16 protein-coding genes are annotated in these 19,174 nt (G+C 72.7%); 9 read left to right on the forward strand and 7 right to left on the reverse strand.

All coding sequences use genetic code 11. From position 1 onward, the window contains the following. Positions 1 to 231: 231 nt before the first annotated feature. Positions 232 to 627: a VOC family protein gene (locus QMF80_RS23045; protein ID WP_283456195.1), complete on the reverse strand. Its 396-nt coding sequence runs from the start codon at positions 625 to 627 to the stop codon at positions 232 to 234. Between the two features lie 301 nt (positions 628 to 928). On the opposite strand from QMF80_RS23045, the gene rsgA reads away from it, so the two are divergent. Next, positions 929 to 2,035: a ribosome small subunit-dependent GTPase A gene (gene rsgA / locus QMF80_RS23050; protein ID WP_283456197.1), complete on the forward strand. Its 1,107-nt coding sequence runs from the start codon at positions 929 to 931 to the stop codon at positions 2,033 to 2,035. 162 nt (positions 2,036 to 2,197) lie between these two features. Here the strand turns inward: rsgA and QMF80_RS23055 are convergent, their stop codons facing one another. Both QMF80_RS23055 and QMF80_RS23060 read right to left on the reverse strand, forming a co-directional pair. Further along, positions 2,198 to 2,680 carry a DUF456 domain-containing protein gene (locus tag QMF80_RS23055; protein WP_283456198.1) on the reverse strand — a complete coding sequence of 161 codons (483 nt, stop codon included), beginning with the start codon at positions 2,678 to 2,680 and terminating at the stop codon, positions 2,198 to 2,200. Between the two features lie 24 nt (positions 2,681 to 2,704). Next, entirely contained in the window at positions 2,705 to 3,682 is a 978-nt protein-coding gene (locus QMF80_RS23060; protein WP_283456359.1) for a helix-turn-helix domain-containing protein, read from the reverse strand. 142 nt (positions 3,683 to 3,824) lie between these two features. On the opposite strand from QMF80_RS23060, the gene QMF80_RS23065 reads away from it, so the two are divergent. The 4 genes from QMF80_RS23065 (at position 3,825) to QMF80_RS23080 (ending at position 9,025) form a co-directional block, all read left to right on the forward strand. Then, positions 3,825 to 5,057, forward strand: coding sequence for a hypothetical protein (locus tag QMF80_RS23065; protein WP_283456200.1), 1,233 nt, complete (start codon positions 3,825 to 3,827; stop codon positions 5,055 to 5,057). 105 nt (positions 5,058 to 5,162) lie between these two features. Then, the gene (locus tag QMF80_RS23070; protein ID WP_283456202.1) at positions 5,163 to 6,587 is read left to right on the forward strand and encodes a protein phosphatase 2C domain-containing protein; all 1,425 of its coding nucleotides are present in this window, start codon (positions 5,163 to 5,165) and stop codon (positions 6,585 to 6,587) included. Positions 6,588 to 6,653: 66 nt separating this feature from the next. Then, positions 6,654 to 8,396, forward strand: a complete 1,743-nt coding sequence (locus QMF80_RS23075; RefSeq protein WP_283456204.1) for a pyruvate dehydrogenase — start codon at positions 6,654 to 6,656, stop codon at positions 8,394 to 8,396. A gap of 185 nt (positions 8,397 to 8,581) precedes the next feature. Further along, the gene (locus QMF80_RS23080) at positions 8,582 to 9,025 is read left to right on the forward strand and encodes an ATP-binding protein (RefSeq protein WP_283456360.1); all 444 of its coding nucleotides are present in this window, start codon (positions 8,582 to 8,584) and stop codon (positions 9,023 to 9,025) included. A gap of 42 nt (positions 9,026 to 9,067) precedes the next feature. On the opposite strand, the gene QMF80_RS23085 is transcribed toward QMF80_RS23080, so the two are convergent. Together QMF80_RS23085 and QMF80_RS23090 are read right to left on the reverse strand one after the other, a co-directional pair. After that, complete coding sequence (locus tag QMF80_RS23085) at positions 9,068 to 10,153, reverse strand: DUF2637 domain-containing protein (protein WP_283456206.1); 1,086 nt, start codon at positions 10,151 to 10,153, stop codon at positions 9,068 to 9,070. A 190-nt stretch (positions 10,154 to 10,343) separates the two neighbouring features. Beyond that, positions 10,344 to 11,183, reverse strand: coding sequence for a (2Fe-2S)-binding protein (locus QMF80_RS23090; protein ID WP_283456208.1), 840 nt, complete (start codon positions 11,181 to 11,183; stop codon positions 10,344 to 10,346). A 79-nt stretch (positions 11,184 to 11,262) separates the two neighbouring features. Here QMF80_RS23090 and QMF80_RS23095 point away from each other — a divergent pair, with 79 nt between their 5' ends. Next, positions 11,263 to 11,976, forward strand: coding sequence for a GntR family transcriptional regulator (locus QMF80_RS23095; protein WP_502962902.1), 714 nt, complete (start codon positions 11,263 to 11,265; stop codon positions 11,974 to 11,976). 151 nt (positions 11,977 to 12,127) lie between these two features. On the opposite strand, the gene QMF80_RS23100 is transcribed toward QMF80_RS23095, so the two are convergent. Continuing rightward, positions 12,128 to 12,895: a hypothetical protein gene (locus QMF80_RS23100; protein WP_502962901.1), complete on the reverse strand. Its 768-nt coding sequence runs from the start codon at positions 12,893 to 12,895 to the stop codon at positions 12,128 to 12,130. 167 nt (positions 12,896 to 13,062) lie between these two features. Next, positions 13,063 to 14,739 (reverse strand): PucR family transcriptional regulator, encoded by a 1,677-nt coding sequence (locus tag QMF80_RS23105; protein ID WP_283456210.1) that lies wholly within the window; start codon positions 14,737 to 14,739, stop codon positions 13,063 to 13,065. Between the two features lie 253 nt (positions 14,740 to 14,992). On the opposite strand from QMF80_RS23105, the gene QMF80_RS23110 reads away from it, so the two are divergent. Genes QMF80_RS23110 through pucD form a run of 3 tightly spaced genes read left to right on the forward strand, consistent with a single transcriptional unit; the run spans position 14,993 to position 18,905 of the window. Beyond that, positions 14,993 to 15,889: an FAD binding domain-containing protein gene (locus QMF80_RS23110; RefSeq protein ID WP_283456212.1), complete on the forward strand. Its 897-nt coding sequence runs from the start codon at positions 14,993 to 14,995 to the stop codon at positions 15,887 to 15,889. A gap of 2 nt (positions 15,890 to 15,891) precedes the next feature. Then, positions 15,892 to 16,500 (forward strand): (2Fe-2S)-binding protein, encoded by a 609-nt coding sequence (locus QMF80_RS23115; RefSeq protein ID WP_283456214.1) that lies wholly within the window; start codon positions 15,892 to 15,894, stop codon positions 16,498 to 16,500. A 2-nt stretch (positions 16,501 to 16,502) separates the two neighbouring features. After that, positions 16,503 to 18,905, forward strand: coding sequence for a xanthine dehydrogenase subunit D (gene pucD / locus QMF80_RS23120; protein ID WP_283456216.1), 2,403 nt, complete (start codon positions 16,503 to 16,505; stop codon positions 18,903 to 18,905). Positions 18,906 to 19,174 lie beyond the last annotated feature (269 nt).

Below are 19,174 nucleotides of genomic sequence, written 5' to 3' on the forward strand. Positions count from 1 at the left end.
CGAGGCCTTCAAAAGGTCATCGACCCGCACGTACAGTGCAGTTGCGAGGGTGTCCATATCGGTCGTCACACATCGAGGGTGGACACCCTCGCGTCCGTGCCGCTACCCCTTGGAATCAATCATCTAGAGCCGCGTCAGGCGATGTGTGCCCCTTGAGGGGCGGCGTCCGGATCCTGCCCGGCCCGCCAAGAGCCGGAGGAGACGGCCCGGACCGACCCTTCCGGATCCTGCCTACGCGTCGGCGAAGAGGGAGACCGCGCTGCCGTCCGGGTCCAGCAGGATCGCGTAGCGCTGCCCCCAGAAGGCGTCCCAGGGCTTGAGGTGGGCCCGGGCGCCGCCCGTGGCGGTCAACTCCGCGAACAGCGCGTCGACCTCGGCGGGGGAGTCACACCGGAAGGCCAGCCCCACCCGGTCCGCGCCCGGCTCGGGCCGGGTCCACTCCGGGTCGAAGGAGCGGATGACCTCCACCGTGTCCCAGCCGATCCGCAGACCACCGGGGAGGGTGGCCTCGACGTGCGGTTCCCGGTCCGCCTCGGCCGGTACGTCGAGCCCGAGCCGGCGGTAGAAGGCGAGCGAGGCGGCCATGTCGGAAACGACCAGGCCGATCATGTCGAGTCGTGGCGTCATGGCCCCCAGCGTAGGACCCGACCGGCCGCTCCCGGCGCCTTCGACCCACTGTGGAAAAAGAGTTGGCGCCCCGCGCGGAGGCCGGGATACCGTGAAGCCGTTCACGCCGAGTGGACCGGAACCGCCGCGCGCGGATCCGTATGACACAGGAGGTGAGTCCATTGATGACTGTCGTCGCGCAGGGCACTGCTGCCCGCACCCCGAAGTTCATCAATCTCGCTCCTGTGGTCTCCGGCTGACCTTCACTCTTCCTCCGCGCGCCGGGCGCGCGTTGCCGGGGCCACCCTGTGAAGGGTTCCCCTTGTCTTCCTCCGCTTTCCCGCAGTCCACTTCGCTCCCGCACGCCCTCAGCCCCTTCGGCTGGGACGAGGCGTGGGCCGCCGAGTTCGCCCCGTACGCGGAGCAGGGCCTCGTGCCCGGCCGCGTCGTCCGGGTGGACCGCGGCCAGTGCGACGTCATGACCGAGGCCGGACCCGTCCGCGCCGACACCGCTTTCGTCACCCCCCACGACCCGATGCGGGTCATCTGCACCGGTGACTGGGCCGCCGTCGAGGCGGCCGGGAGCCCCCGCTACGTCAAGGCGTACCTGCCGCGCCGGACCGCCTTCGTACGGTCCACCTCCTCGCAGCGCTCCGAGGGGCAGATCCTCGCCGCGAACGTCGACCACGCGATCATCGCCGTCTCGCTCGCCGTCGAGCTGGACCTCGGGCGCATCGAACGCTTCCTCGCCCTCGCGTGGGAGTCCGGCGCGCGGCCGATGGTCGTCCTGACCAAGGCGGACCTGGTCCCGGACCCGGTCACCCTGGCCCACCTCGTCCAGGACGTCGAGACGGCGGCCCCGGGCGTCGGCGTACTCACCGTCTCCTCGCTGACCGGGGAGGGTACGGACGTCCTCACCGCGATCGTCGGGTCCGGCACCAGCGTGCTGCTGGGGATCTCCGGCGCGGGCAAGTCCACCCTGGCCAACGCGCTGCTCGGCGCCGAGGTCATGGAGGTCCAGGCCGCGCGTGACGTCGACGGCAAGGGCCGGCACACGACCACCACGCGCAACCTGCTCGCCCTCCCGGGCGGCGGGGTCCTGATCGACACCCCCGGCCTGCGCGGGGTCGGCCTGTACGACGCCGGGGCGGGCGTCGGGCAGACGTTCTCCGAGATCGAGGAGTACGCCGCCCAGTGCCGCTTCCACGACTGCGCGCACGAGGCGGAGCCGAGGTGCGCGGTGCTGCGGGCGGTGGCGGACGGCGCGCTGCCGGAGCGGCGGCTGGAGAGCTACCGGAAGCTGCTCCGGGAGAACCAGCGGATCGTGGCGAAGACGGACGCGAGGCTCCGGTCGGAGATCCGCCGGGACTGGCGCATGAAGTCGGCGGAGGGCCGCGCGAACCATGCGGCCAAGCGTGGCGCCATCTGACGCGGCCGGGCTGGATGTGCCGGGCCCTGCCCCACCCCGTTCCGGCCTCGCCGGCGTGTGAGGCGCCCCGGGAGGGGCCCGGGAGGGGCGGGCGGGGCCGCCCGACCCTGCCTCCGTCGGGCCCTCAGACGCCGGGCGGGCTGGGTGTGCCGGCTCCGCGGTCTACGCCCCCACCACCGCCCCCACCCACGCCCCCGCCACCAGCAGGCACGCGAACAGCTCCACCAGCACGCTCGTGCCCACCGCCCGCATCACCGTCCGCAGCGAGGTCACCGCCTCGCCGTGCGTGCCCAGGCGGTGGCGCTCGCAGAGGTAGATCCCGCCCATGAACCCCGGCACCGCGCCCACCACCGGGACCAGGCAGAAGCCGAGGAGGGCGCCCGTACCGGCGTACACGGCCATCCGGCGGGTCACGCCCACGCCCCGCAGCCTGCGCGGCGGCAACAGCCACTTCACCACCTGCACCACCAGCAGCAGCGCCGTCGCCGCGACCAGCAGCGACCAGGCCAGGGATGTCCGCTCGTGCATCGCCCACCACAGCAGCCCCGCCCACACCAGCAGGGTGCCGGGGACCCCCGGCACCAGTACTCCGAGCAGCCCGAGCAGCATCACCAGGCCCACCAGGAGCAGCTGCGGCAGATCCATCTGATCAGCGTGACCGACCGGGCGCTATCGGGCCACCCAGCCCCGCTCGTACGCGTGCCAGCCCAGCTGCATCCTGGTCGTCACCCCGGCGGTCTCCATCAGCCCCTTCACCCGCCGCTGCACGGTCCGCAGCCCCAGCTCCAGGTGCTTCGCCACGCTCGCGTCGGTCATCCCCACGAGGAGCAGCGACAGGATCTCCAGATCGGTGGCGTCCGGACCGCCGCCCTCCGCGTCGAGCATCCCGTCCGCCCCCAGCCGCAGCGGCAGCGCCTCCCGCCACACCGCCTCGAACAGGCCCATCAGGGATTCCAGCAGCCCCGACGCGTGCACGACGAGCGCCGCGGGCTCCGCCGTCCGCGCGGTCAGCGGCACCATCGCCAAGCTCCGGTCCGCGATCACCAGCTTCGCCGGGACCTGCTCCGTCACCCGGATCCGTTCGCCCCGGCCCAGCGCCGTCGACGCCTCCCGCAGCCCGCTCGGCAGGCTGAGCACCTCGCGCTCGATCACCACGCGGTACTCCACCCCGCGCCCGGCGGCCCGTTCCTCCGCCTCGTTCTCCGAACCGTTCATCACCTGTGGCCGCCCGCTCACCAGCGCGCACACCTCCTCCACCGCGCCCAGCTGGAGCTGGAGGAACCGGTGCGCGACGGCGCTCGCCCCCGTCACCACCTCGACCAGGTCGTGCACGTCGGGCTCCGCCGCCTCCGCCCGGTACTCCTCCGCCAGCAGCACCGCCGCCAGCTCCGCCTGCTCCAGCTCGTGCCGCTGCTGGGTCAGCAGCGCCCCCAGCGCCACCCCGGGCGGCGCCGCCACCCACCGGCCCGGCCGGGCCGAGGACTGCGCCGCCAGACCGTGCCGCTCCAGGTGCCGCAGCGCCCGTTCGGTCTGCGGCACCGGCAGGGTCAGCCGGTGCGCCAGATCCGGCACCTCCGCCGCCCCCAGCGCCACCAGCGCGCGGTACGCCGACTCCTGGCCCTCGTCCAGGCCTATCGCACTCAGCAACCCGTCCACCCACTCTCACCCGGTTCCTGGCGGGAAACGGCCACGGCGCAAACCCGCCTTGGACATCATCACCGCACCCCCGGCCTCTCTGCCAAGGTGACGCCACCGCAGCACCAACATCCGCTGGCCAGAAGCCATTTGCTTGGCGACTTTGCCATGCAATGCGACCGTTGGCCGGAATTCACCTGGGGAGTGCGATGCGCCCGATATCGCGCACGGTACTGGGAGCGGCCACCGCGGCCGCCCTGGCCGTCACAGCCGCCGTGGCCTCGGCGGCGCAGCCGAGCGACGGCGCGCCGCCGAAGAGACCGCTGACCGGAAGCGAGGCCGCCGCCGCGCGCGGCACAGCCCCTACCTCTACAACCTCGCCCAGACCGAGCAGGGCCCGCTGCGCGGCGACCACACCTACCGGGTCCGCGACCGCGACCTCGGCGCCGTCCGCGCCACCTACCGCGCGATGGGCGCGGCCGCCGACTACATCGACATGACCGGCGCCTACCGGCCGCTGGGCAACGCCGTGTACTTCGGCTCCCTGGACACCGTCGCGGTCCCCGGCGAGCGCACCGAGTACTACTCCGGCGGGGACACCGCCTGGGACCACACGGTCTCCAGCAGCTTCCCCTGGGGCGAGCTGATGACCGATCTGCAGCGCGCCTACGCCAAGGGGTCCCAGCGCGCCGAGAGTTGGTACGACGGGGTCGTCGGCCCGGTCGCCGCGCGCGACGCGGCGGGCACGGCGACGCTGGCCGCCGAGCGGCAGGGCAACCAGACCGGCTTCTTCTCCGCGATGTGGGGCGACAGCGGCCACTACGCGATGCCGGGCTCCTTCGGTGACGTCGGCGAGCTGGTGCTCAAGCGCGACGGCGCGGAGATCGGCAGCGGCTGGTACCCGAACGCCGGGGTCTTCGACGTCCCGGCCGAGCCGGGGACGTACGAACTCACCCGGACCCTGGAGAAGTTCGGCGCCCCGGCGCGGGACTGGCAGCGCTCGCAGGGCGTACGGACCACCTGGACCTTCCGCTCCGGGCTCGACGCCTCGGCGTACTCGACCCCCCTGCCGATCGTCTTCCCGGCGCTGACCCTCCCCGAGGACGGCCTGAAGGCCGTCTCGGCCCGGGCCGGACAGCGCATCGGGCTCGGTCTCACCGGGCACGCGGGCTACGCGCCGGGCGCCCTCAAGAGCGCCGCGCTCTCGTACTCGTACGACAACGAGCACTGGACCCAGGCGCCGGTCGCCCGGCAGGGCGACCGGTGGAGCGCGGTCGTCGACCACACCGGGGCGGCCGGCAAGCCGGTCTCGCTGAAGGTCGAGCTGACCGATGTGAACGGGGCCACCGTCACCCAGATGGTCGGACGCGCCTACGACATCCGGTAATCCGTTCGGCTCCTGAGGGCGAGGCGCCCGCCGGGCAGTAGCCCGGCGGGCCCCTTTCCGCGCGTTCGGCGTTTTCCGCCGCCCCGGGCGGCCGAGACTAGGGGCATGAGTCAGCAGGGGGACGCGGACAACTGGTGGCAGAAGCTGTACGAGGACCCGGCGGGCCCGCGGGCGTGGCCCGACGGCCCCTCCGGCGCGGCCGACCCGGGGGATCCCGCCGACCCCGCCGACACGCTGGACAGCAGGTTCAGCTCGGCGTCGGTGCTGGTGCGGGAGCCCGGGCCCGCCACGGAGTCCGCCTCCGGGCCCGGGGCCGGGCCCGAGCCGCGGACCCGGACGGAGCCGCGGACCCGGACGGAGCCGCGGACCCGGACGGAGGTGGCGCCCGGGGCGGCGGCGACCGGGTACGCGCTGGGCGACGTGGCGGTGCCGCCCGCGCCGCCGCCGCTGCCACCACCGCCCCCGCCGCTGCCGGTCATGGTGGTGCCCGCGCTGCCGCCGTTCCCCCCGGTCCCGTCGGCGGCCGTCGTGCCGGAGCCGCGCCGGGCCGAACCGGAACCCGCCGACCCGCGGGCGCCCGAGCTGCGGCCGCCGCCCCGCCCCGAGGTACGCCATCTGGGCGACCGGGCCCCGACGTACGCCGCCGAGCCGGGGGCCCTGCCCCCGGCCGACCCGGCCGCGCTCGACCGGCTGGTCCCGGACACCGTTCTGGAGGGCGCCCGGTACGGGACGTACGCCCTGCGCGCCGCCTCCGTACGCGGGGACTCCGCCCGCTTCCGCGGCGAGACCCGGCGCGACGTCCTGCTCACCGCCCGCTTCGGCAACGGGGACGACGCGCTGCTGCTCGTCGCCCTAGCGGGCGGCGACCGGGCCGCCCCCGGCGCCCAGGACGCCGCCGCCGAGGTGTGCCGCTGGGTCGCGGCGGCCGTCGGGCGCAGCCAGGGCCGCCTCGGCGACGACATCCGGGCGGGCAGGCGTGACGCGCTGCGCTCGGGACTCCAGCGGCTCACCGACCGGGGTTACGGGCGGCTGCGGGCCCGGGCCGCCGAGCTGGGGCTGCCCGAGGACGGGTACACGGCCGGGCTGCGGGCCCTGCTGCTTCCGGTGGACCCCGCGTGCCGGACCCGGGTGTGCTTCGGCGCCGGGACCGGCGGGCTGTTCCGGCTGCGGGCGGGGCAGTGGGCGGACCTGGAGCCCGAGGCGGCCGACCGCGCACCCCTGTCGGGCCTGCCGGGCCCGCTGTCCGGGCCGCTGCCGGGGCTGGTGCCCGGGCCGGCGCCCGCACCGGGGGAGCCCGCCGCGCTGGGATTCCGGTTCCGGGCCACCGTGGCCCGGCCGGGGGACACCCTGCTGCTCTGTTCCAGCGGGCTCGCCGAGCCGATGCGGGAGGAGGCGTCCCTGCCCGCCGAGCTGGCCGCGCGCTGGGCCGGGGCGGACCCGCCGGGCCTCGCGGCCTTCCTCGCGGACACCCAGCTCCGCCTCAAGGGGTACGCGGACGACCGGACCGCCGCCGCGGTCTGGGAGGCGTAACCGGCCCGGCCGTGCGTGGATGGGAGGCGCACACCGCATAGCCGGACCGGAAAGGGCGCCCCCTCCATGGCCAAGCAGAACGTGGCGGAGCAGTTCGTCGACATCCTCGTGCGCGCGGGCGTACGCCGGATGTACGGAGTCGTCGGGGACAGTCTCAACCCCGTGGTGGACGCCATCCGCCGGACCGGGGACATCGAGTGGATCCAGGTCCGCCACGAGGAGACGGCCGCCTTCGCGGCGGGCGCCGAGGCCCAGCTCACCGGTCGGCTCGCGGCCTGCGCGGGCTCCTGCGGCCCCGGGAACCTGCACCTGATCAACGGCCTCTACGACGCCCACCGCTCGATGGCCCCGGTACTGGCCCTCGCCTCGCACATTCCCTCCAGCGAGATCGGGCTCGGCTACTTCCAGGAGACCCACCCCGACCAGCTCTTCCGCGAGTGCAGCCACTACAGCGAAATGATCTCCAACCCGAAGCAGATGCCCCGGCTGCTGCAGACCGCCGTGCAGCACGCCATCGGCCGGGGCGGGGTCAGCGTGGTCACCCTGCCCGGCGACGTCGCCTCCCTGCCCGCACCCGAACGGGCCACGGAACACGCCCTGGTGACCACGCGGCCGACGGTGCGGCCCGGTGACGTCGAGCTCGACTCGCTCGTCCGGATGATCGACGAGGCGGACAAGGTCACCCTGTTCTGCGGCAGCGGCACGGCCGGTGCGCACGCCGAGGTGATGGAGTTCGCCGGGCGGATCAAGTCACCGATCGGGCACGCTCTGCGCGGAAAGGAGTGGATTCAGTACGACAATCCCTTCGACGTGGGCATGAGCGGTCTGCTCGGCTACGGCGCCGCCTACGAGGCCACCCACGAGTGCGACCTGCTGATCCTGCTGGGCACCGACTTCCCCTACAACGCCTTCCTCCCGGACGACGTGAAGATCGTCCAGGTGGACGTGCGCCCCGAGCACCTGGGCCGCCGCTCCAAGCTGGACCTCGCGGTCTGGGGCGACGTACGCGAGACGCTTCGCTGCCTGAACACCCGGGTCAAGGCCAAGACGGACCGCCGGTTCCTGGACCGGATGCTGAAGAAGCACGCGGACGCACTGGAAGGAGTGGTCAAGGCCTATACGCGCAAGGTGGAGAAGCACACCCCGATCCACCCCGAGTACGTGGCCGCCGTCCTCGACGAACTCGCCGACGAAGACGCGGTGTTCACCGTGGATACAGGCATGTGCAATGTGTGGGCCGCGCGCTATCTTTCCCCGAACGGCAAGCGGCGCATCATCGGCTCCTTCAGCCACGGCTCCATGGCCAATGCCCTTCCCCAGGCCATCGGCGCACAATTCACCGACCGGAGCCGTCAAGTGGTCTCGATGTCGGGCGACGGCGGTTTCTCGATGCTGATGGGAGATTTCCTCACCCTGGTGCAGTACGACCTCCCCGTCAAAGTGGTCCTCTTCAACAACTCAGCTTTGGGCATGGTGGAGTTGGAGATGCTGGTTTCCGGCCTGCCGTCGTACGGAACCACGAACCACAACCCCGACTTCGCCGCGATCGCCCGCGCGGCGGGCGCCTACGGGGTGCGCGTGGAGAAGCCCAAGCAGCTCACAGCGGCTCTCAAGGACGCGTTCCGGCACAAGGGACCCGCTTTGGTGGACGTGGTGACCGACCCCAACGCCCTGTCGATTCCACCGAGGATCAGTGCCGAAATGGTCACCGGTTTCGCACTTTCGGCCAGCAAGATCGTGCTCGACGGAGGGGTCGGCCGGATGATCCAGATGGCTCGATCCAACCTGCGCAACGTGCCCCGTCCTTGAGCCCGGAGGAGTGCGGATTGCCACGGTGGGAAGAAGCCATCCCGTAGACCTGTTCGACCAAGCCCCTCCAGGGGCGACGGGGAGCCGAAGAGGGATCCGGGAGGGAAAGCGCCGTGCGGGTGGGGGCGAATACCGGGAAACTGTGGAGAAAGGGCGGCCCTGTGCCGCGCGAGCCGTCGTCCGTCATGGACGGGGGCGCGGCCGACACGCTGTGGATCATCCGCAGCGTGCGCCGGGCGGATCTCAAGGCCGTCGGCGAAGTGCGGCGTTCCTTGAGGGAGTTGTTACGGCACCGCTGTCGGGCCGATACCGCCGACGTGGCGGAACTGCTCGCCACCGAACTCGTCACCAACGCGCTCGTCCACACCGAGCAGGGGGCCGAGCTGTCCGCCAGCCTCACCGCCACCCGGCTCCGTGTGGAAGTGCGGGACTACACCGGCCGCCACCCCAGGCCGTACGTACCGACCGCCGACGACGGTACGCACGGGCGGGGACTGGTGCTGGTGCAGTCCCTCGCCGACGCCTGGGGGGTGAACGCCCTCGACGCGCTGGGCGGCGTCACGGGCAAGATCGTCTGGTTCGAACTCCACGAGGCGTTCGACGCGGTGCGCGGTGCGGGAGCGGTCTGAGGGCTGCGCGCCCTGACCGGCCCCCGCCGCCACGGCGGCCGGTCAGCCGAACTGCTGCTCCAGGTCCTTCAGTTTGCGCTCCAGTGAGTCGAGCCGGGGGATGGTCTGGGTGTCGTCCTCGGCGGTGAGGTCCACCGTCCGGGACACCGGCTCGGCCGGGTCGGACCCGGACACGGCCTGGAGCGAGGGCCGACGCCGCAGCGGCAGCCTGCCCGCCTCGGATATGGCCGGATCCGCGCCGAGCGCGGGCGCGGCGCCCGAGGCGGCGCCGGAAGCGGCGGGGATCTCCCGCTCCGCGATGTCCGCCTCGTCCATCCGGCGGCCCCGCGACCGGCCGAAGGCCCGGCTCTGACGGCCCAGAGCCTTGATGCGGGCCCGGTCCAGCCGGTTCTGGCCCCGGCGGCGATGGCGGTCCTGGGCCTTCTCGCGCTTGTCCTCGCGCACCTCGTCGACGGCCTCGTCGAGGGTCCGTACGCCCTCCAGCAGCATCAGCGACCACGCGCCGAAGGTCTCCCGGGGTGCTCGCAGCCAGCGCACGATCCGGATCTGCGGCAACGGCCTCGGTACGAGGCCCTGTTCGCGCAGCGCCGCCCGGCGGGTCTGCTTGAGGGCCCGGTCGAAGAGGACCGCCGCGGAGAGCGACATCCCGGAGAAGAACTGCGGGGCGCCGTCGTGGCCGAACCCCCGTGGCGCGTGGACCCAGTTGAACCAGGCCGCGGCGCCCGCGAACAGCCACACCAGTATCCGGGAGCCCAGGGCCGCGTCGCCGTGACTGGCCTCGCGGACGGCGAGCACCGAACAGAACATCGCGGCCCCGTCGAGGCCGAACGGCACCAAGTACTCCCAGCCTCCGGAGAGGTTGAGGTTCTGCCGGCCGAAGCCGACCAGCCCGTGGAAGGAGAGCGCCGCCGCGACGGCGGCGCAGCAGAAGAGCAGGACGTACGAGGCGGTTCCGTAGACGGCCTCCTTGCGGCGGCGGCGGTCCTCGCTGCGTTCCCAGCTGTCCTCGGACGCGGCCTTCTCGCCCTCGCGCTTGCTCTTGGCCAGCACCGCCACTGCCGCAAGTACGCCCAGGATCAGCAGGCTGCCGGGCAGCAGCCAGTCCAGCGATATGTCGGTCAGTCTCATGCGGTGTCCCTTGCCTCGCGTATGCGGCTTTCCGGGCGCCATAGTGGCGGATCACGCAAGGGCCGCACGCGGGTTTCGGGGCAAGTGGACGCCTTTGGGGGGCGCGGCCCGCCGGATAGGGCGTTGTGGGTCGAACTACCGCTCGTTCAGGCTTGATTGAGTTCGATTAAACCCACCCGAACGGGTGAGTTCACGCGGCGGCGGGCTCCGTCAGCCGGGTGACGCGGTCGGCGTCGCAGGTCCGGGGGCAGGTGGTGCACGTGTCCTGCGGGCGGACCGTGTAGAAGAGGCAGCAGCCCGCCCGGTCCCGGGTGGGCAGTTCCTCCCCGGCCGGGCCGGTGAGCGTACGGAACCCGCTGCCCCCGGTGTACGGGGCGGTCGAGCCCGGCAGCAGCAGGTCCAGCTCGGCCCTCGTGCGGGCCTCCTCGCCGAGCAACTGCCCGACGTACCAGAGGCTTTCGACGATCTCGTCCGTGACCATGCCCCACAGGGCGCGCCGGCCGCGCCGCATCCGGGGGGCGAAGCCCTCCAGCACCGGGGTGAGGTGCCCGGCCACCGCGGCCCGCACCTCCGCGCGCAGCGCGTCCTCGTCGGGGACGACGCGGGCCCCGGGGAGCGCGGCGGCCGGATCGCCCGGCAGGCACGCGAACTCCGCGACGCGCACGCTCATCCGGCCCGCGGTCCGGTGGAAGGCCACCTGGTCCGCGGGCAGGTGGGGCACGCGGCGCTCCAGCAGCCACGGGACGGTGACCAGCAGGCAGGCGGGCCACGCGTAGCGGTGCAGGCCGAAGCCGGCGACCACGTCCGGCCGGGCCTGCCGGCCGTGGTCCCGCATGACCTGGGAGTGGTCCCACGCGAGGTAGGCGTCCAGGGCCGCACCGCCCAGCGCCAGCTCGTCCGCGCCGACCCACCCCGCACCGCTGGGGGAGGGGTCGTGCGCGCCGCGAACCGTGACCCGCAGTCCGGGGAAGGCCTCGGCGAGGCGGGCGTAGACGTCCGCCACGGGGGACTGGGCTGCCATGACGGCCATGGGGACCACCGAATCGCACGATCGTTAACAGGTTAGCCTTACCTTACCCGATCAAGGGTGATCCATAACGTCCGGGCCGCTGCCCCGTCCCCTATTCTCGGACGAAAGCCGAGACCGGAGGGGGTACCGAGTGCAGGACCGAGCGCGGGACGCGGCCCACCTCCCGGTGCCCGGGCAGACCCGGGGAGTGCTGCGCCATTCGGTGCGCGGGCAGGTCCTCGACGCGCTGCGCGCGGCGCTGATCGACGGAGACCTCGTCCCCGGGGAGATCTACTCCGGGCCCGCGCTCGGGGAGCGCTTCGGGGTGTCGGCGACGCCGGTGCGCGAGGCGATGCAGCAGCTGGCGATGGAGGGGGCCGTGGAGTGCCTCCCGAACCGGGGCTTCCGCGTGCTCGTACGGACCCCCGGGGAGCTGGCGGAGCTGGCCGAGGTGCGCGCGCTGCTGGAGGTTCCGGTGATGCTGGGGCTGGCCCGTACGGTCGCCCCCGGGGCCTGGACCGCTCTGCGGCCCGCGGCGGAGGCGACCGTGGCGGCGGCGGAGGCGGGTGACCTGCCGGGGTACGCGGAGGCGGACCGGGCCTTCCACCGGGCGGTGCTGGGCCTGGCGGGCAACGGCCAGCTGACCCGGGTGGCGGACGAGGCGCACCGGCGGGCGCAGGGGGCCCGTGGTCGGCGGGCGGTCCTGCGGACCGACGCGGGCCAGCACGTCGCCCTGCTGGACGCCCTGATCGCATCGGAGACGGCCACCGCCGAAGCCCTGATCCGCGCCCACTTCGCCTGGCCGCCGCACTGACCCTGCCCCCGCCGACCGGCCTCATCGGCGGGTGCGGCGCGGGTCCGGGCGGGGCCCTGTGGTGCGGCGCGGGGGTGCGTCCCGGTGCCCGGTCGGCCTCCGGCGGGCCCTCAAACGCCGGGCGGGCTGGAGGTGCCGGGCGGGGGGTCGGTCAGGCCGCCGGGGTGAGGTGGGCGGCCAGCCAGGTGGGGATGCCGCCCAGGAGGCGGAACAGGCGCAGGGCCTCCGCCCGCAGCCGCGCGGCCTCCGGCTCCGGCTCGGCCTCCGCCAGCGCGGCCAGCGCCGGCGCCGTACCCACCAGGAACCCCAGCTCCTCCCGGATCCGCAGCGACTCCGCGAACCCGTGCCGCGCCTCCGCCAGTTCCCCGTCCCGCAGCGCCAGCCCGGCCAGGTGGCGCCAGGTGAAGGACAGCAGCAGGGTGTCCCCGTGCGCCGTGGCCCCGGCGTGGGCGCGCCGGTACGCGGGCTTCGCCGCCTGCGGGGAGTCGGACAGGTGCTCCGCCACCAGCCCCCGCCGGAAGTCCAGCAGCGGCCGCGTCGGCGACCCCGGCGCGAGCAGGGCCGCGGCCCGGCCCAGCGCGGAACGCGCCTCGTCGGCCCGGTCACGTACCCCCAGCACGGTGGCGGCGTAGGCCAGCTGACCGCGCTCGCAGGCCGCGGCTCCCCGCTCGTCGTCGTCCCGGGCCACCGCCTCGGCGGTCCGCAGCGCGTCCTCCGCCTCGGCCCAGCCCTGCCCGGTGAACAGGCAGCGCTCGACCAGCAGCGCGGTCCGCTGCACCGCGGGTCCGGCGCCCGCGTGCGGTTCCAGCAGCGCCGCCGCATCCGTCCAGCAGCCCCGCGAGCGAAGCCGCCATATCGCCCGCTGGAGGGGGTCGTCCCCTCCGGTCATTCCGGCACCCGACATGGCGGTGTCCGCCACATTGCCCTCCCCAAAGCAACCAAAGCGGCGCGCCGCCCACGCCCTGGGGCGACATGAGAGCACGGATGCACATGATCGGCCAAGGGGTCGGGTGAACCTTTTCACAAAGTCCGGACACCTCGTCAGTGACCCGCGAGTACCGCCCCGGCCCCCGGCCGGCCCGCTGATCAGCTCATCCGCAGCGCCAGGAAGAAGTCCAGCTTGTCCTCCAGGCGAGAAAGATCGCGCGCCGTCAGCTGCTCGATCCGCCCGACGCGGTAGCGCAGCGTGTTGACGTGCAGGTGCAGCCGGGTCGCGCAGCGGGTCCAGGACCCGTCGCAGTCCAGGAAGGCCTCCAGGGTCGGGATCAGCTCCGCCCGGTGGCGCCGGTCGTAGTCCCGCAGGGGGTCGAGCAGCCGCGCGGTGAAGGCACGGCGCACGTCGTCCGGGACGAACGGCAGCAGCAGGACGTGCGAGGCCAGCTCGTGGTGACCGGCGGCGCAGACCCGGCCCGGCCGGGCGGCGGCGACCCGGCGGGCGTGCCGGGCCTCCTCCAGCGCCCCGCGCAGCCCCTCGGCGGAGTGCACCGCCGCGCTGACGCCCAGGGTGAGCCGCCCGTCGTCGGCCAGACCGGCCGCCAGGGGTTCCCGTACGGCCGCGAGGAGCTCGTCGGCGTGCAGGGCGGTGTCGGGGCCCTTGTCCTCCCCCGCCTCCCCGGAGAGGGCGGGCAGCGGTACGAGCGCGATCGCCTCGTCGCCCGCGTGCGCCACGGCGATCCGGTCCGAGGGCTCGGGACCCGACACGGACGGGTCGACCAGGATCTCCTCCAGCAGCGACTGGGCCACCGGGCCGCCGGGGATGTCCCCGCCGTCCCAGTCCACCCGCGCCACCACGACCTGCCAGTGCGGGGCGCCGCCCAGCCCGGGCAGCAGCACCGGGGCCGCGACCCGCAGCCTGGCGGCGATCTCCGCGGGCGCCGCACCCGTCTGGACCAGCTCCAGCACCTCCTGGGCCAGTCTGCGCCGGACCGAACGGGCGGCGTCGCGCCGCTCCCGCTCGACCGCGATCAGCTGGGTGACGCCCTGGAGCAGGTCGAGCCGCTCGGCGGGCCAGTCGCCCGCGTCCGCCTCGACGGCCAGCAGCCAGTCCGACAGCACGCTCTCGCGCACGTCACGGGAGGCGGGGCCGGGGCCGCGCCCGTGTCCCCTGATCGGGAACAGCGAGTAGGTAATACCCTGGATGGAGATCCGATGCGGGCCCCTGCGGCCGGTCCGGACCGCCGCCAGGTGCTCGCTGGCCAGCGCCGCACAGATGCCGGGCGCCAGTGGTTCACCGGCCCCGGCGATCTGCCTGCCCGTGGGGGACAGCACCCAGGCGCGCAGATCGAGGTCCGTGGTGAGCAGATCGAGCACCACATCAGGTCCACCCCCCGCGGGGCCCGAGGTCATCAGGCGGCGGTGGCGGTCCACGACGGCCGCCAGGTCCCCGGCGCGCTCGCCCGAGACCTGCCGGACGACGTACTCGGTGATCGTGGCGAATGCAATGTCTTCGTTCACGGCGAACAAGGGCAGTCGGTTGCGCCGACAGGCTGATACCAGATCGTCCGGGATGTCTCCCAGCTCGGCCTCGCCCGCCGCCAGCCCGGCGACCCCCGCGCTCGCGAGGATTCGTACGAACGGCTCGGAGTCGTCCGAATTTCGCCTCCAGGCCAGGCCGGTGAGGACCAGCTCGCCACCGGACAGGTATCGGCTGGGATCCCTCAAGTCCGTTGTCATGACGCCGCGGACGGTACGGTCCAGCTCCTCCTGGCCGCCCAGCAGCCGCAGCCCCAGCGCCTCGGTTTCCAGCAGTGCGCGAAGCCGCATGATGTCGCCGCCGATCTGTCTCGATGTTGCCGTTGGAAATCGGGCAGGTCCGTGCATCCTGCCTTTCATACGAATCTACAAGACGAGGGAGGCCGTCAGCCAACTCCTTCATGGTTTCGGTGACTGCACTGGGGGGACGCGCGGCTTGTGTACTGACTGCACACCGCATTAACAGCACGTGAACGACCAGTCGAGGGCCTTTGGGCCTCCTGGCTTGAAGTGAACGACCCGATTAAGAAGAAGAGAGCCGCACATGGACTTCCTTCGCCCCGCCAGCTGGGAGGAGGCGCTCGCCGCTAAGGCCGAGTTCCCCACAGCTGTGCCGATTGCGGGTGGCACCGACGTCATGGTCGAGATCAACTTCGACCACCGTCGGCCGGAGTACCTCCTGGACCTGAACCGCATCGGTCTGCTGCGGGAGTGGGAGGTCGGCGAGGATGTTGTCCGGCTCGGCGCTTCCGTCCCGTACACGCAGATCATGGAAAACCTCCGCACGGAGCTGCCCGGTCTCGCGCTCGCCTCGCACACGGTCGCGTCGCCGCAGATCCGTAACCGCGGCGGCGTCGGCGGCAACCTCGGCTGCGCCTCGCCCGCCGGTGACTCGCACCCCGCGCTCCTCGCGGCGGGCGCCCAGGTCGAGGTGGAGTCCGTACGCGGCTCCCGCCTCATCCCGATCGACGAGTTCTACACCGGCGTCAAGCGCAACGCGCTGGCCGCGGACGAGCTGATCAAGAGCGTCCACATCGACAAGGCGGACGGCCCCCAGCAGTACTCCAAGGTCGGCTCCCGCAACGCGATGGTCATCGCGGTGTGCGCGTTCGGTCTGGCGCTGCACCCCGAGACCCGCACGGTCCGCACCGGTATCGGTTCGGCCGCGCCGACCCCCATCCGGGCGAAGGCCGCCGAGGAGTTCTTGAACGCCGCGCTCGAAGAGGGCGGCTTCTGGGAGTCCGGCAAGGTCATCACCCCGTCGATCGCCAAGCAGTTCGGTGACCTCGCCTCCGGCGCGGCCAACCCGATCGACGACGTCCGCGGCACGGCGAAGTACCGCCGTCACGCGGTCGGCATCATGGCTCGCCGCCAGCTCGTCTGGACGTGGGAGCAGTACCGCGGTTCGAACAACGGCCGCTCGCTCGAAGGAGCTGCGTAATCATGCGCGTCAATTTCACGGTCAACGGCCGTCAGCAGGAAGCCGACGACGTGTGGGAGGGCGAGTCCCTCCTCTACGTCCTGCGCGAGCGCATGGGTCTGCCGGGTTCGAAGAACGCCTGCGAGCAGGGTGAGTGCGGTTCCTGCACCGTCCGTCTCGACGGCGTGCCGGTCTGTTCCTGTCTGGTCGCGGCCGGTCAGGTCGAGGGCCGCGACGTCGTGACCGTCGAGGGCCTGGCGGAGTTCGCCAAGCAGCGCGAGGAGCACGGCCACGGCGGTGCCTGCGGCACCGGCGGCGGCTGCGGCGGCAAGGGCGGCGTCACCCTGGACGCGGCCAAGCAGTGGCAGGCCAAGCCGGGCGACTCGCAGACCGGCGAGGGCGTCGAGCTCTCCAACATCCAGCAGGCGTTCATCGACGCGGGCGCCGTGCAGTGCGGTTTCTGCACCCCCGGTCTGCTGGTCCAGGCCGACGCGCTGCTGGAGGAGAACTCCTCCCCGTCCGACCAGGACATCCGTGAGGCCCTGTCCGGCAACCTCTGCCGCTGCACGGGCTACGAGAAGATCCTCGACGCGGTCCGCCTCGCGGCCGCCCGTCAGGGAGAGGCGGTCTGACCATGGCTCAGAACACGCGCACGGTTCCGGCGGGTACGCCGACCAACGTCACGCAGAAGCACACCAAGGGCGGCATCGGCGAGTCCACGCTGCGCCCCGACGGCACCCTCAAGGTGACCGGTGAGTTCGCGTACTCCTCGGACATGTGGCACGAGGACATGCTGTGGGGCCAGACCCTCCGCAGCACCGTGGCCCACGCCGAGATCGTCTCGATCGACATCTCCGAAGCCCTGGCGATGCCGGGTGTCTACTCGGTGCTGACGTACGACGACCTGCCCGCCGAGATGAAGAACTACGGCCTGGAGATCCAGGACACGCCGGTTCTCGCCAACGGCCGGGTACGCCACCACGGTGAGCCGGTCGCCCTCGTGGCCGCCGACCACCCGGAGACCGCCCGCCGCGCGGCCGCCAAGATCAAGATCGACTACAGGGAGCTGCCGCTCGTCACGGACGAGGCCTCGGCCCTCGCTCCCGGCGCGCCGCTGATCCACGAGGGCCGCGACGACCACCACATCGGTCACGTCCCGCACCCGAACATCGTCCACCGCCAGCCGATCATCCGCGGCAACGTGGAAGAGGCCCGCAAGCGCGCCGACGTCATCGTCAAGGGCGAGTACACCTTCGGCATGCAGGACCAGGCCTTCCTCGGCCCGGAGTCCGGTCTGGCCGTCCCCTCCGAGGACGGCGGCGTCGAACTGTACGTCGCCACCCAGTGGCTGCACTCGGACCTCGGGCAGATCGCCCCGGTCCTGGGTCTGCCGCCGGAGAAGGTCCGTATGACGCTCTCGGGCGTCGGCGGTGCCTTCGGTGGCCGCGAGGACATCTCGATGCAGATCCACGCCTGCCTCCTGGCCCTGGCCACGAACAAGCCGGTCAAGATCGTCTACAACCGGTTCGAGTCCTTCTTCGGTCACGTGCACCGCCACCCGGCGAAGCTCTACTACGAGCACGGCGCCACCAAGGACGGCAAGCTCACGCACATGAAGTGCAAGATCGTCCTGGACGGCGGCGCGTACGCGTCCGCTTCCCCGGCGGTCGTGGGCAACGCCTCCTCGCTCTCGGTCGGTCCGTACGTCCTGGAGGACGTGGACATCGAGGCGATCGCGCTCTACACGAACAACCCGCCCTGTGGCGCGATGCGCGGCTTCGGCGCCGTCCAGGCCTGCTTCGCCTACGAGGCCCAGATGGACAAGCTCGCGGCGAAGCTGGGCATGGACCCGGTCGAGTTCCGCCAGCTGAACGCCATGGAGATGGGCACGGTCATGCCGACCGGCCAGGTCGTGGACGCCCCGGCGCCCGTCGCCGAGCTGCTGCGCCGGGTCAAGGCCCGCCCGCTGCCGCCCGAGCGCCAGTGGGAGACCGCCGGCGAGAACGCGGACGTCCGCGCGCTGCCCGGCGGCCTGTCGAACACCACCCACGGTGAAGGCGTCGTCCGCGGCGTCGGCTACGCGGTCGGCATCAAGAACGTCGGCTTCTCCGAGGGCTTCGACGACTACTCCACCGCCCGCGTGCGCCTGGAGGTCATCAACGGCGAGGCCGTCGCGATGGTCCACACGGCCATGGCGGAGGTCGGCCAGGGCGGTATCACCGTCCACGCGCAGATCGCCCGTACCGAGCTGGGCGTCACGCAGGTGACCATCCACCCGGCCGACACCCAGGTCGGCTCCGCCGGTTCCACGTCCGCCTCCCGGCAGACGTACATGACCGGTGGCGCGGTGAAGAACACCTGTGAGGCCGTCCGCGAGGCGCTCCTGGAGATCGGCCGCCGCAAGAACGGCTCGTACCACCCGGCGTGGGCCACCGCCGAGCTGCTGCTCGAAGGCGGCAAGATCGTCACCGACGGCGGCGAGGTCCTCGCGGACATCGCCGAGATCCTCGAGGACGAGGCCATCGACCTCGAACTCGAGTACCGCCACCACCCGACGGTCCCGTTCGACCTGGTCACCGGCCAGGGCAACGGCCACGTCCAGTACACCTTCGCCGCGCACCGCGCGGTCGTCGAGGTGGACACCGAGCTGGGCCTGGTCAAGGTCGTCGAACTGGCGACCGCCCAGGACGTCGGCAAGGCGCTGAACATGCTCTCCGTGGTCGGCCAGATCCAGGGTGGCACCACCCAGGGCCTGGGCGTCGCGATCATGGAAGAGATCATCGTGGACCCGAAGACCGCGAAGGTGCGCAACCCCTCCTTCACGGACTACCTGATCCCCACCATCCTCGACACCCCGACCATCCCGGTCGACGTCCTGGAGCTCGCCGACCCGAAGGCCCCCTACGGCCTGCGCGGGATGGGCGAGGCTCCGACCCTCTCGTCCACCCCGGCCGTCATCGCGGCGATCCGGGCGGCGACCGGTCTGGAGATCAACAAGACCCCGATCCGTCCGGAAGCCCTCACCGGCACCCTCTAGGACGGTCCGGTCCGGGGGCCGCGAGGCCCCCGGACCCCCCAAACTCTCCGGGCGGTGTGACACGGGAACGTCACACTTCCAGCTGCACCGCCCGGAGCACGAAGTACCGCACCGCTCGCGGTCCTCTTCACCCTCGCACCACCACTGAGCACCACCAGCGCCACTGAGCACCACCAGCACCACCAGCACCACCAGGCAGTACCAGCGGTAACGAAGTAGCAGCAGTACAAGCAGCTCACTTGCTTCGTCTCGGGCCGTCCCCCGGGTCG

The sequence above is a fragment of the Streptomyces sp. G-G2 genome (assembly GCF_030063135.1).
Taxonomy (GTDB): domain Bacteria; phylum Actinomycetota; class Actinomycetes; order Streptomycetales; family Streptomycetaceae; genus Streptomyces.

Bases quoted from the DNA above. Each gene is read 5' to 3' on its own strand.
- QMF80_RS23105 (WP_283456210.1), bottom strand. From the start codon at position 14,739: ATGCGGCTTCGCGCACTGCTGGAAACCGAGGCGCTGGGGCTGCGGCTG.
- QMF80_RS23070 (WP_283456202.1), top strand. From the start codon at position 5,163: ATGAGTCAGCAGGGGGACGCGGACAACTGGTGGCAGAAGCTGTACGAG.
- pucD (WP_283456216.1), top strand. From the start codon at position 16,503: ATGGCTCAGAACACGCGCACGGTTCCGGCGGGTACGCCGACCAACGTC.
- QMF80_RS23085 (WP_283456206.1), bottom strand. From the start codon at position 10,153: ATGAGACTGACCGACATATCGCTGGACTGGCTGCTGCCCGGCAGCCTG.
- QMF80_RS23045 (WP_283456195.1), bottom strand. From the start codon at position 627: ATGACGCCACGACTCGACATGATCGGCCTGGTCGTTTCCGACATGGCC.
- QMF80_RS23075 (WP_283456204.1), top strand. From the start codon at position 6,654: ATGGCCAAGCAGAACGTGGCGGAGCAGTTCGTCGACATCCTCGTGCGC.
- QMF80_RS23110 (WP_283456212.1), top strand. From the start codon at position 14,993: ATGGACTTCCTTCGCCCCGCCAGCTGGGAGGAGGCGCTCGCCGCTAAG.
- QMF80_RS23115 (WP_283456214.1), top strand. From the start codon at position 15,892: ATGCGCGTCAATTTCACGGTCAACGGCCGTCAGCAGGAAGCCGACGAC.
- QMF80_RS23090 (WP_283456208.1), bottom strand. From the start codon at position 11,183: ATGGCCGTCATGGCAGCCCAGTCCCCCGTGGCGGACGTCTACGCCCGC.
- QMF80_RS23055 (WP_283456198.1), bottom strand. From the start codon at position 2,680: ATGGATCTGCCGCAGCTGCTCCTGGTGGGCCTGGTGATGCTGCTCGGG.
- QMF80_RS23080 (WP_283456360.1), top strand. From the start codon at position 8,582: ATGGACGGGGGCGCGGCCGACACGCTGTGGATCATCCGCAGCGTGCGC.